Here is a 12,016-nt window from a genome sequence, read left to right as displayed (position 1 = left end):
CCGGAGCCCCGGAATACACGTGCGACCCTCCCGCCCCGGTCATCGCCGTCCCCCCGCGTCGCACCGGGCGTACCGGCTGACGGGCCGGGCGAGCCCGAGGTGGTCGCGGAGGGTCGCCCCGGCGTAGAAGTGCCGCTGCAGACAGCGGTGTTGAAGCAGGGTCGCGGTCCCGTTGACGAGACGTTCGAGGTCCCGCTCGGGCGAGAGCGGGGTGAGGTGGAACCCGTCCACGACGTCGGCGGCGTGCCACAGGGTGAGCACCTGCGCGAGACCCACGGGCCCGCCGGTGTACCTGGCAGCCCCGTCCTCCCCCCTCCGTACGGCATCCGCCTCCGCTTGCGGCGGCCCGTCGAGGTGCGGTTCTCCGGCGAGGTCGACGGTGAGGGCCGCGAGGATGCGCAGCGAGTCGGGGTCGCGCCCGGCGGCGGCCGCGCGTCGCCGCAGGTCGGCACGGATGACTCCGGCTTCTCCCGGGGAGAAGGCACGGACGATGACGACGTCCGCGTGGCGCGCGGCGACGGCGAGCCCGTCGGACCCGCACACGCTCACGTCGACGACGGTGACGGGCCACCCCTGCGGGGGCCGGGGCACGCTCGCACACCCCTTGACGGAGAGGAACTCCCCCGCGAAGTCGACATGGTGCACCTTGGCCGGGTCGACGAAGCGACCGGTCGACGTATCGCCTGCCCCGTCGTCCTCCTCCCAGCTGTCCCACAGCCGGGTCGACACATCGACCACTTCACCGGCTTCCCGCCACAGCGCGTCGGCGGACCTGGCCGGCTCGCGCCCGAAGAGGGCTGTCCCGCGCCCGGAGTCCGACACGGCAACCGACCACCCGGCCCGCCCCCGGCTCACCCGGTCCAGGGTCGCCACGGCCGCCTGCACATGAAACGGCTCGGCCCGCGTCACGGTCACGGTGGGCACGAGGCCGATCCACGAGGTCTCGCCCGCGGCCCGCGCCAACAACCCGACGGAGTCGGTCCGCGCCCCGCCGCCACCCACCGTCACGAAGTCCAGCACCCCTTGCTCCGCCAGCCGTACCATCCCGCCGACGGAGACACCGCCTCCCACTTCGACTCCCATGTGCAACGGCCGACTCACCACCGAAGCCATACTCACTCCCCCTCGAAGAATCGGATCTCGCCCAGAACGCCCCACCCGCACGGCAAACCGGAGGGGCGGGGCCGGGCAGGGCGAAGCGGAGGCGAGCGGTCGCGTGGGGGCGTGCTCCGCTGCCCAAGGGGGCTGGCGGAAGTAGGGGGCAGGCAGTGAGGGGCGCGGGGAACTGCGCGATCAGCCACGACGCACCCGCAGAAGAACTCCCAGCTCCGCGGCAGCGGTTCAGGGAAGGGGCGGGGAGGGGCAGAATCCGCGAAGCGGCCCACCCACCGCACACGCACACGCACACGCACGTGAAAGAACAATCCAAGGCAGACATGCAAAGGCTCCGTGGACACAGTGATCACACACGGGAGTCGCCCTCACCGAACACAGCCGACCGACCGGCCAACAGGCCGACCCGCCAACCGCAAGCCACGCACACACACCGGACCAAGCCCCTCAGCCCGGTCCCGGCCCGAGAGTAAGTCCGCCCCTCAGCCCCCTGTCAAGCACGTCCATATTCTGAGCAGCCCGTCTCAGAACCGCCCACACACCTGTTGACGCATCATCAAAACACCTGTTCCATGAGCGCCATGCACCGACAGCAGTGGCTGGTCACGCGCTCCCACATCGACTTCGGTCGCGTGTGGTCCGCGTCCTGTTGAGCCAAGACTCCACCACCACTGCCCCCGTTGCCCCACCACCTCAGCCACGCCCCCGCAGGCACGCACACACCCGCACCCCGCACCCGCACGGGGCCCGCTGCACGCACCCCTCCCCGCCGAGCATCAGCTCCGTAGGGCGTCAGCAGCCACAGTCGCAGCACCCACAGCACTCGCATCCGTCGCAACAGTTGCAGCAATCACACCCATCGCACCCGTCGCAGTTGTTGCACCAGCCGTCGCGCTTCTGACGGGACCACGGTCCCTCGTATTCGTTCGCACAGCACACCTGGCAGGTACAGAACAGCCCGGTCGCAGCCAGGCACCCGGCCAGCAGCCCCCGAGGCCCCCTCGGCGGCGGCGGGGGCGGAGGCGGCGTCAGATCCCCCGGCGCACCCGGCGCATACGGATTCCCCGGCGCACCCGGTGCACCCGGCGCGTAGGGATTCCCCGGCACAGGAACATTCCCCTGCACGCCCAGCCCGGCCCCGCCCTTGCCCGCCCCACCGTGCCCGCACCCCGTGGTCCCGAACGCCCGGTTCACCGCCTCCTCCAGCTCGTGCGCCAGCAGTACGTGCACCAGCTTGGCGTCCACGAACTCCGCGTCCCGCAGGGCGAGCCGCACCCCCCGCACCGCGTCGTCGCACAACCGCCGCGCCTCGACCAGTGACGTCCCGGTCGCGGTCAGCGGATTCCACGCACCCGACGCCTCGTCAGCAGCCCTGTCCTCGACGGCGTCCAGCAGATGTGCGAGCCGTCCGAAGAGCCGGCCCGCCTCGGCGAGCGGCGCCGCGTTGCCCGGCCGTCCGGCTAGTACGGCGGTGTGCGCGAAGGCGGCGGCCGTGGCCGTCTCGGTCGGTTCGGTGACGAAGAGCAGCGGGGTGCCGATACCGGCGACGGCCTCGATGCTGCCCTGCCGGTCCACCGCGTCGACGAGCACCGACGTGTCGAAGCCGAGCGACGCCCCGGTCCTCGCCCCGGCCCGGTCCCAGCCCCGCGCGACCCGACGGGCGGCGAGGGCGACGGGGCGGCGCCCCAACAGCCCGTCCCGGTCGGCGATGTGGTCCCGTACCTTCGCCGACGCCAGCACCAGCGAGACCGCTGCGGCCAGCCTCGCCCCCTCGCCCTGCGCGACCGGAGCGGTACGCATCGCCCGCAGCGGGCAGGGCCCGGCCGTGCGCCGCCAGTCCGTCGAGCGTACGGACTGAGCCTCCGTCAGAACCGAGACGATCAGCCCGTCGTAGTTGGTGACGATCCGTGAGAACTGGCCGTGGTCACTGCGAAGTGCCAGGCAGAGTCCGCAGAGATGAGCCATCCACTCGGTCTTGAGGCCCTCGCTGAGCCGATGCGTGCAGGGCCTGACGATGCCGAACAATTGCGCCCCCGTAATGCGGTGGACGTGCGATCGCGCCGCCCACTGAACAGTCCGTCAGGCATCGTACAGACGGCGTATGTTCACCCGTCCGACCCCCTGCTCACCCGTCTGGCCCGATGGTGCGATTTACACTCTCCCGGCGGCCCCCGCAACGACAGAGCCCAGGGAAATCACCACAACTTCTGCACCAGTACCGTCACGAAAACCCTGCGCGCCGACTATCCACTTGGCGCGCAATCCGCATGATGGACGACCATAGGGGGAGCGGAACACAAGTAGACCGCGGTGAAAGGAGGCGTTCATGGGATCGGTGCGCAAGGCGAGTGCCTGGCTCGGACTCGTCGAGGACAGCGACGACGACCGCTACTACGACGACGAGTACGCCGAGGGGAACAACGAGACACCCGAGCCCTGGGTCACGGACCCCCGGGTCCGTGTCGTCTCCGAGGCCGCCGAGGACAAGGGCCGCCGGATCGCCACCGTCACTCCGGACGGCTTCCGGGACGCACGCGGCATCGGCGAGCTGTTCCGGGACGGCATCCCGGTGATCGTGAACCTGACGAGCATGGAATCCGGCGACGCCAAGCGCGTCGTGGACTTCGCGGCCGGCCTGACCTTCGGTCTGCGCGGCTCCATCGAGCGCGTGGCCACCCGGGTCTTCCTGCTGACCCCCGCCGACACGAGCATCGTGAGCGGCGAGGCCGCCGGCCGTCAGACCGGCGGCTTCTTCAACCAGAGCTGAGCAGGGCGCTCACCGGCGCCCCGATCCGGTCGGGTCCGGAAACCGGCCCCCTACCGGAACGCGTCGAGTCCGGTGAGCGCCTTGCCCAGCACCAGCTGGTGCATTTCCACGGTGCCTTCGTACGTCAGCACCGATTCGAGGTTGGTGGCGTGCCGCATCACGGGGTACTCCAGTGAGATCCCGTTGGCGCCCAGGATCGTGCGGCTGGTACGGCAGATCTCGATCGCCTCGCGCACGTTGTTGAGCTTGCCGAAGCTGACCTGTTCCGGGCGCAGCCTCCCGGCGTCCATGCGCAGGCCCAGATGGTGGGCGAGCAGGATGCCCTTGTGGAGTTCGACGGCCATGTCGGCGAGCTTGGCCTGGGTGAGCTGGAATGCGCCGATGGGCTTTCCGAACTGCTCGCGCGTCTTCGAGTAGTCGACCGCCGCCTCAAAAGAGGAACGGGCGGCGCCCATGGAGCCCCACACGATTCCGTACCGCGCATGGCTCAGGCAGCTCAGCGGTCCCTTCAGTCCCACCACGTCCGGGAGTACGGCGTCGGCGGGCAGCCGGACCTCGTCCATGACCAGCTCGCTGGTGACGCTGGCGCGCAGTGACCACTTGTGGTGGATCTCCGGCGCGGAGAAGCCGGGGGCGTCGGTGGGGACGACGAAGCCGCGGATGCCCTCGTCGGTCTGCGCCCAGACGACGGCGACGCCGGCGACCGAGCCGTTGGTGATCCACATCTTGCGGCCGGTGAGCACCCAGTCGGTGCCGTCCCTCTTCGCGTACGTACGCATGCCCGCCGGGTCGGAGCCGTGGTCGGGCTCGGTCAGGCCGAAGCAGCCGATGATCTCGCCGGACGCCATTCCCGGGAGCCACTGCTGCTTCTGCTCCTCGGAACCGAAGCGCCAGATCGCGTACATGGCGAGCGAGCCCTGTACGGAGACGAGCGAGCGGATGCCGGAGTCGGCGGCCTCCAGCTCCAGACAGGCCAGGCCGTACTGGACGGCGGTGGCGCCCGCGCAGCCGTAGCCGGTCAGGGACATGCCGAGCGCGCCGATGGAGCCGAGTTCGCGGGCGAGGTCGCGGATACCGGGCAGCTCTCCGCGCTCGTACCAGTCGGCGATGTGCGGCAGGACGCGGTCGGCGGCCCAGGTGCGGACCGTTTCGCGGATCGCGAGGTCCTCGGGGCTGAGCAGATCGTCGATGCCGAGCGGGTCGGCGGGGTCGAACGGCGGAAGCTTCGGGGGATGTGCGGACATGCTGGCCCTCCGGCGGCTCTCGGCTGCGTTGAATCACCACAGCATTAACTAGCAGTGTTAGTTAAAGCTTCAGGGCGACGGTACGGGCCGGGACCGGGTCAGTCCAGACCCGTCCGGTCGGTTCACCGGTGCGGTCAGTCAAGACCCGCCGACGCCTCGGCGGGCTCGCGCCGCGCGGGCGGAAGCTTCCTGGTCTCCTGAGACTTGACCGCAGGCTCGGCATCAGCATCCGCATCCGGCTGCGGGTCCGGCGCCGACTGCAGGTCCGGGTCCGGCGTCGGGCCCAGGTCCGGGTCCGGCGTCAGGTCCAGGTCCGGGTCCTGCGCCGACTGGTCCATGCCGCGCGGCAGCCTCAGCGCGGCGACCGCGCCGATGAGCAGCAGTCCGGCGCTGGTCAGCAGGGTCACGTGCAGGCCGTGCACGAAGGCGACGCGGGCCGCGGAGCGCAGCGCGGCCCCTGCCGCACCGCCGATCTCCTTGGCGACCTCGTACGCCTCGCCGAGCGAGTTCGACGCGGACTTGCTGGAGGCGGCCGAGACGCCCTTGATGTGCTGGAGGCCGGGTCCGTACGCGGCGTTCATGACACTGCCGAGCAGCGCGATGCCCATGCCGGCGCCCAGCTGGTAGGAGGTCTCGCCGATGGCCGCCGCGCCGCCCGCCGAGTCGGCCGGGGCCTCACTGAGCATCGACTCGTACGAACCGAACAGCGTCGCCTGGATGCCGAAACCGAGCAGCACGAACCCGCCGGCCATCAGCCAGGGCCGGTCCTGCTGGCCCATCATCGTCAGCAGGGTGACGGAGGCTGCGGTGAGCGTGAAGCCGGACACCACCATGGCCCGTGGGCCGATCTTGTGGAGCGCCCACCCCCCGACCGCGCCCGCCGCCATCGCGGCGAAGGTCAACGGCAGCAGCCGCAGACCGGTCTCCAGCGGGCTCAGCCCGAGCACCAGCTGGAGGTACTGGACGGCGATCAGCTCCAGGCCGACCAGGGCCAGCATGCCGAGCACGAGGCAGCCCACGGAGGTGGTGAAGGTGACCCGGCCGAACAGCTTCATGTCGATCAGGGGGTGCTCGCGGCGCCTCTGCCTGCGCACGAAGAGGACCAGCAGGACCGCGCCGGCCAGCAGCGGGGCCAGGGTCATGACGTCGAGCACCGGGTCGCCGCTGCCCGCGCGCTTCACCCCGTAGACGACGCCGAGCACACCCGCGGAGGCCATCAGCGCGCCGACCACGTCCCACGGGCCCTGGCCGCTGCCGCGCGATTCGGGCAGCAGCAGACGGGCGAGGGGAAGGATCACGATCATCAGCGGGATATTGATCAGGAAGACCGAACCCCACCAGAAGTTCTCGACCAGGAAGCCGCCGATCACCGGGCCCCCGGCCGCGCCGATTCCGGAGACCGCCGCCCAGATGCCGATGGCCATCGCCCGTTCGCGGCGGTCGGGGAAGACCTGGCGGAGGATCGAGAGCGTGGCAGGCATGATCATCGCGCCGCCGATGCCGAGCAGGGCACGGGCCGCGATCAGCAGCTGCGGAGTCTCGGAGAGCGCGGCCAGCGCGGACGCGATACCGAACAGTCCGTAACCGAGCAGCAGCACGCGGCGGCGGCCGACGCGGTCACCGAGCGTGCCGAAGAGGATCAGCAGCGACGCACAGACAAGGGGATAGGAGTCGACTATCCACAGCAGCTCCACGGAGCCCGGGCGCAGGTCCTCGGTGACCGAGGGGACGGCGATGTGCAGGATCGTCGAGTCGAGCGCGACAAGAATCAGGCTCACGCAGAGGATCGCGAGCACGACCCAGCGGTTGGCCCCCTGACCGGAGAGAAGCCGTCGCAAAGGACCTCCCGCAGTCAGCTCGGCGCCGGCCGTGGTTGTCCCTGCCATGTACGTAACCTCCCAGTGATCCCCTCGCGCTCGGTGGGCCGCCGGGGACGTCCGTGTCTGATACGTCCTGGTGGGCCCGGCATCGACGGGCGAGTGAGCCGTCAGAGTACGCGAGTTCACCCCCCTGGCGCGTGGCCCATCTCTCACCGAAATGCCCGAGCCGGTGTGGCGTACACCACCCCGGTGCCCGCATCCGCGCCCGCACGGACATCCGCTCCGGCGTGCCACGCAACACCACGCACGGCGCGGCACGGTCGGTTCCCGGCCGGGCGCGGGCCGGCCCCGTACCGGCCGATGACGGAGCGGGGAATTCCGTCCGAAGTCCCTGTCGCTGAAATTCAGAAGTTTTCAAGAGAGTTGCGGGAGTAAGCCGGAATGAATAGGGCACAAGGTCCCCAGCATTTGCGTAACAGCCAGGAATAAACCTTACGGTGAGACACACCCCACATCACATGGTCATCACAAAGAGGCAGGACCGGTCGGGCCCGTCACTCACCCGCTGTAATGTCGATTGGGTGCGTATCGACCGAATCTTTGCCCGGCTGGACCGGGAACCGGAGCCGCCGAAGATAGAGATCCCCGGCATGAGCCGGACCCGCAAGGTTCTCTTCGGCTCGACGGTGGCGTTCTACATCGCCATCGTCTGGGCCGTGCTGGTCAGTTCCTGGCTCGTCCTGCTCGACTGGAAGGTGATGCTCTTCCGGCCGTACGAACAGTGGCCCGAGCTGCACGCCTTCCTCGACTACTTCGTGGTGCTGGGCCAGCGCGGCCCGACCGCGGTGATGGTCGCGGCGTGGCTGGGCTGGCGCTCCTGGCGGCAGCACACGCTCCGCCCGCTGCTCGCCCTGGCCGCCGCGCTGCTGCTGCTCAACCTGACGGTGGGCGCGGTGAAGATCGGCCTGGGCCGCCTCGGACCGCACTACGCGACCGAGATCGGGTCCGCCGAGATGTTCGCCGGCGGCGACATATTTCCCTCGGGCCACACCGCCAACGCGGTCGTGACCTGGGGCATCCTCGCGTATCTGGCGACCACCCCACGGGCCAGGCGCTGGCTGTCGGTGATGTCCGCGGTCGTCGCTCTCGGCGTCGGCGCCACCACTGTGTATCTGGGCACGCACTGGCTGAGCGACGTGCTGCTCGGCTGGGCCGCCGGGCTGCTGATCCTGCTGGCGCTGCCCTGGTTCGAGCCGATGATCGCGCGGGCGGAGGCCTTCGTCTTCGCGGTGCGCGAGCGGTGGCGGGCGCGCGGTGCGCTCGCTCCGGCCCTTCCCGGTGCCACCGATCCGGCGGTACCGACCGGTGTTCCGGCGGCGGTTCCCTCGATACGTCCGGGCGCGGACCCGACGCCCGCCCGCGAGCCGGTGGGCGCGGGCAGCAGCCGGTACGGGGTCACCAGGCCCCCTCACCTCCCGGCTCCCGCACACCTCCAGGCGCGGCCGCACGGGGTCCGCTCGGAGCGCGCACCGGTCACCCCGGCGGGCAGCAGGCGGCCTCCGCAGGCGCGCGGCGGCGGGTCGCACGCGCCGCACCCGGCGCGCTGAGCCCCTCCCGCCGCCCCTGACAGGTACGGCAGACACGCACAGCGAAGGCCCCGGGCCGCTCTCCAGGAGCGGCCCGGGGCCTTCGTCGTCACCGGTCGTGCGGGGTCGTACTTCGGGTCGTGCAGGGGTCGCACTCCGGGTCGTGCAGGGGTTCCTACCGAGGTCCCGTGCGGGTCTCAGCCGATCCAGCAGCGGGTCACGGTGTCGTCCTTCGCCTCGAAGTTGAGCCGGCCCTGGAGGAACTCCATAGTGATGATCGCGCCCGGCGGGAGCGTTCTGACGGTGCTCCAGCCGTGCTCCCTGGCGGTTCGCCCGGCCTCTTCCACGGCAAGGCCTACGTAGCGCTCGGGGTTGTCGTCGGGCTGGGCGGGGGGTGTGGGTAGAGGTGCCATGGGGCCCACCGTAGGCGCCAGATACCTTCCCGGTCACGCTTGTGTCACAAGATCACGACAAGAGTTTGGTTACGCTGCTTTCACTCGATAGGGCAGTTTCATTATTCATAAATACCCATTTCCTACTGGGCATTTGATGCATTCACCGGGTCCACTCCTTTCCTCTCCAGTGGATCCGAACCGGTACGATCCGCATTCGGGAACGGAGCCGTGGAAAGAAATCAGCCACCGGTGCAGAGACATCCGGAATTCTTGATTCCACATCAACTCCGCACTCCCGTCAGCCTGTAGCACAGGTCGCACGCACATCCGAATCCCACACGCCCCCTGTCGGATCCGGGGTTCCCGCGCGCATCATGAGACGGTTGGCCCGGTCCGCGAACGGCGAGGGGGCACGATGGGCACGGAGACCGTCGAGACGGCTGGTGCACCTCCGGCGAGGGTCCGGCGGCCCGGCCGGGTGGTCGTGGACTGGCTGACCACCACGGACCACAAGAAGATCGGCCATCTCTACCTGATCACGGCGTTCGGCTTCTTCCTGATCGCCGGGCTGATGGCCCTCATGATGCGGGCGGAGCTGGCCCGCCCCGGGCTCCAGCTGATGACCAACAACGAGTTCAACCAGGCGTTCACCCTGCACGGCACGATCATGCTGCTGCTGTTCGCGACGCCGACCTTCGCCGGGTTCGCCAACGAGATCATGCCGCTGCAGATCGGCTCGCCCGACGTGGCGTTCCCCCGGCTGAACATGCTCTCGTACTGGCTGTTCCTCTTCGGCGGACTGATCGTCCTCGGCTCGCTGATCGTGCCCGGGGGTCCGGCGAACTTCGGCTGGTTCGCGTACGCGCCGCTCAACAGCATGGTCCGCTCCCCCGGCATCGGCGCCGACCTCTGGATCATGGGCCTCGCCCTGTCCGGCTTCGGCACGATCCTCGGTGCGGTGAACTTCCTGACCACCATCATCGGGATGCGCGCACCCGGCATGACCATGTTCCGGATGCCCATCTTCACCTGGAACGTGCTGTTCACGTCGATTCTGGTGCTGGTCGCGTTCCCGGTGCTCGCGGCGGCGCTGCTGGTGCTGGAGGCGGACCGGCGGTTCGGGTCGATGGTCTTCGAGGCGCAGTGGGGAGGCGCGCTGCTCTGGCAGCACCTCTTCTGGTTCTTCGGGCATCCGGAGGTCTACATCATCGCGCTGCCGTTCTTCGGCATCGTCAGCGAGATCATCCCGGTCTTCTCCCGGAAGCCGATCTTCGGTTACGTGGCGCTGGTCGGCGCGACCATGGCCATCACCGGTCTGTCGCTGGTGGTGTGGGCGCACCACATGTTCGCGACGGGCGCGGTGCTGCTGCCGTTCTTCTCGTTCATGTCGTTCCTGATCGCGGTGCCGACCGGGGTGAAGTTCTTCAACTGGACGGGCACGATGCTCAAGGGCTCGCTGTCCTTCGAGACGCCGATGCTGTGGTCGGTGGGGTTCCTGGTGAGCTTCCTGTTCGGCGGGCTGACCGGGGTGATCCTGGCGTCGCCGCCGCTGGACTTCCATGTCACCGACTCGTACTTCGTGGTGGCGCACTTCCACTACGTGGTGTTCGGGACGGTGGTCTTCGCGACGTTCGCCGGGTTCTTCTTCTGGTGGCCGAAGTTCACGGGCAAGATGCTCGACGAGCGGCTCGGCAAGATCCAGTTCTGGACGCTGTTCGTGGGCTTCCACACCACGTTCCTGGTGCAGCACTGGCTGGGTGCGGAGGGCATGCCGCGCCGGTACGCCGACTATCTGGCGGCGGACGGCTTCACCGTGCTCAACACGATCTCCACCATGGGGGCGTTCCTGCTCGGACTGTCCTCGCTGCCGTTCTTCTACAACGTCTGGAAGACCGCGAAGTACGGCAAGAAGGTCGACCTGGACGACCCGTGGGGATACGGGCGTTCGCTGGAGTGGGCGACGTCGTGTCCGCCGCCACGGCACAACTTCCTCACCCTGCCCAAGGTCCGCTCGGAGTCCCCCGCGTTCGACCTGCACCACCCGGAGATCGTGGCCGTCGAGCAGGCCGCGGAGGCGGGCAAGTACGCACCGGCGGCTACGGGCGGCGCCGCTCCACTGCCCGCCCCAGAAGATCACGAGCCGCGCTGATCCGCTCCGTCAGCTCCACCGGCTCGACCACCTCGAACTCAAGCCCCATCAGCAGCACATGGATCACCAGCACGTCCATGCTCAGCGCCCCCGTGCGCAGCAGGCAGCTCTGTGCGCTCTCCGCCTCCAGCACACCGTCACTGGGGCCGACGGCCTCCCTCGCCACCTCAAGAGGTACCAGCAGGCGCAGCACGGCAGTTGCCCGGTACGCCGCCGTGGAGACGCCCTGGGAGACGTACCCGGCAAGGTCATCGGCCGGGGCCTCGCGCGGTGTGAAGCGCGGCCCGTGCGGCGGTGTCGGGGTGATCCGGTCGACCCGGTACGTACGCCAGTCGGCGCGGTCCGTGTCCCAGGCGACCAGGTACCAGCGGCGCTCGGTGCACACCAGGCGGTGCGGCTCCACGGTGCGGCGGGTGGCGTTGCCCGCGTGGTCGCGGTACTCGAAGCGCAGGCGCTCGGAGTCCCGGCAGGCGCCCGCGAGTTCGGTGAGGACGGCGGGGTCCACGGGGTCGGCGCGGCCGCCGTGCAGCATCGGCACGGTGAACGCGTTCAGGGCGCCGACGCGGCGGCGCAGCCGGTCGGGGAGCACCTGCTCCAGCTTGGTGAGGGCGCGCACCGACGTCTCCCCGATGCCCTCGATGCCCTGCCCCGCCGCGGTGCGCAGGCCGACGGCGACGGCCACCGCCTCGTCGTCGTCGAGAAGCAGCGGCGGCAGCTGGGCGCCGACGCCCAGCTGGTAGCCGCCGCCGGTGCCGGGGCTGGCGTGGACGGGGTAGCCGAGCTCACGGAGCCGGTCGACGTCGCGCCGCACGGTGCGCGGGGTGACGCCGAGCCGGTCCGCGAGGTCGGGGCCGGTCCAATCACGGTGGGCCTGGAGCAGCGAGAGCAGACGCAGCAGCCTGGCCGAGGTCTCCAACATGGAGCGGAGTCTGCCAGGCGTTG

9 protein-coding genes are annotated in these 12,016 nt (G+C 69.8%); 3 read left to right on the top strand and 6 right to left on the bottom strand.

Annotation, left to right across the window (positions count from 1 at the left end; translation table 11 throughout):
• Positions 1–39: 39 nt before the first annotated feature.
• Positions 40–1,083, bottom strand: a complete 1,044-nt coding sequence (locus AB0D18_RS28380; protein WP_362424446.1) for an LLM class flavin-dependent oxidoreductase — start codon at positions 1,081–1,083, stop codon at positions 40–42.
• A gap of 822 nt (positions 1,084–1,905) precedes the next feature.
• Positions 1,906–3,138 carry a DUF5685 family protein gene (locus tag AB0D18_RS28375; protein WP_362424443.1) on the bottom strand — a complete coding sequence of 411 codons (1,233 nt, stop codon included), beginning with the start codon at positions 3,136–3,138 and terminating at the stop codon, positions 1,906–1,908.
• 301 nt (positions 3,139–3,439) lie between these two features.
• Between AB0D18_RS28375 and AB0D18_RS28370 the strand changes: the two genes are divergently transcribed.
• Complete coding sequence (locus AB0D18_RS28370; RefSeq protein WP_362424440.1) at positions 3,440–3,880, top strand: cell division protein SepF; 441 nt, start codon at positions 3,440–3,442, stop codon at positions 3,878–3,880.
• Between the two features lie 50 nt (positions 3,881–3,930).
• Here AB0D18_RS28370 and AB0D18_RS28365 read toward each other — a convergent pair whose 3' ends face one another.
• Positions 3,931–5,124, bottom strand: a complete 1,194-nt coding sequence (locus AB0D18_RS28365; protein WP_362424437.1) for an acyl-CoA dehydrogenase family protein — start codon at positions 5,122–5,124, stop codon at positions 3,931–3,933.
• Positions 5,125–5,258: 134 nt separating this feature from the next.
• Positions 5,259–7,010 (bottom strand): MFS transporter, encoded by a 1,752-nt coding sequence (locus AB0D18_RS28360; protein ID WP_362424434.1) that lies wholly within the window; start codon positions 7,008–7,010, stop codon positions 5,259–5,261.
• Positions 7,011–7,525: 515 nt separating this feature from the next.
• Between AB0D18_RS28360 and AB0D18_RS28355 the strand changes: the two genes are divergently transcribed.
• Positions 7,526–8,551, top strand: a complete 1,026-nt coding sequence (locus AB0D18_RS28355) for a phosphatase PAP2 family protein (RefSeq protein WP_362424431.1) — start codon at positions 7,526–7,528, stop codon at positions 8,549–8,551.
• Between the two features lie 176 nt (positions 8,552–8,727).
• Here AB0D18_RS28355 and AB0D18_RS28350 read toward each other — a convergent pair whose 3' ends face one another.
• Positions 8,728–8,943 (bottom strand): I78 family peptidase inhibitor, encoded by a 216-nt coding sequence (locus AB0D18_RS28350; RefSeq protein ID WP_362424428.1) that lies wholly within the window; start codon positions 8,941–8,943, stop codon positions 8,728–8,730.
• Positions 8,944–9,340: 397 nt separating this feature from the next.
• Between AB0D18_RS28350 and ctaD the strand changes: the two genes are divergently transcribed.
• Entirely contained in the window at positions 9,341–11,074 is a 1,734-nt protein-coding gene (ctaD, locus tag AB0D18_RS28345) for a cytochrome c oxidase subunit I (RefSeq protein ID WP_362424425.1), read from the top strand.
• Here the strand turns inward: ctaD and AB0D18_RS28340 are convergent.
• Positions 11,022–11,993 (bottom strand): YafY family protein, encoded by a 972-nt coding sequence (locus AB0D18_RS28340; RefSeq protein WP_362424422.1) that lies wholly within the window; start codon positions 11,991–11,993, stop codon positions 11,022–11,024. The genes ctaD and AB0D18_RS28340 overlap by 53 nt on opposite strands.
• Positions 11,994–12,016 lie beyond the last annotated feature (23 nt).

The organism is Streptomyces sp. NPDC048442, assembly GCF_040651475.1.
GTDB lineage: Bacteria > Actinomycetota > Actinomycetes > Streptomycetales > Streptomycetaceae > Streptomyces.
Note: the sequence above shows the minus strand (reverse complement) of the source record. Positions and strands in the feature narration are given on the sequence as shown.

What these genes read in the sequence shown, in the direction of transcription:
- AB0D18_RS28380 (WP_362424446.1), bottom strand. Translation starts at nt 1,083, where the DNA reads ATGGGAGTCGAAGTGGGAGGCGGTGTCTCCGTCGGCGGGATGGTACGG.
- AB0D18_RS28340 (WP_362424422.1), bottom strand. Translation starts at nt 11,993, where the DNA reads ATGTTGGAGACCTCGGCCAGGCTGCTGCGTCTGCTCTCGCTGCTCCAG.
- AB0D18_RS28360 (WP_362424434.1), bottom strand. Translation starts at nt 7,010, where the DNA reads ATGGCAGGGACAACCACGGCCGGCGCCGAGCTGACTGCGGGAGGTCCT.
- AB0D18_RS28365 (WP_362424437.1), bottom strand. Translation starts at nt 5,124, where the DNA reads ATGTCCGCACATCCCCCGAAGCTTCCGCCGTTCGACCCCGCCGACCCG.
- AB0D18_RS28370 (WP_362424440.1), top strand. Translation starts at nt 3,440, where the DNA reads ATGGGATCGGTGCGCAAGGCGAGTGCCTGGCTCGGACTCGTCGAGGAC.
- AB0D18_RS28350 (WP_362424428.1), bottom strand. Translation starts at nt 8,943, where the DNA reads ATGGCACCTCTACCCACACCCCCCGCCCAGCCCGACGACAACCCCGAG.
- ctaD (WP_362424425.1), top strand. Translation starts at nt 9,341, where the DNA reads ATGGGCACGGAGACCGTCGAGACGGCTGGTGCACCTCCGGCGAGGGTC.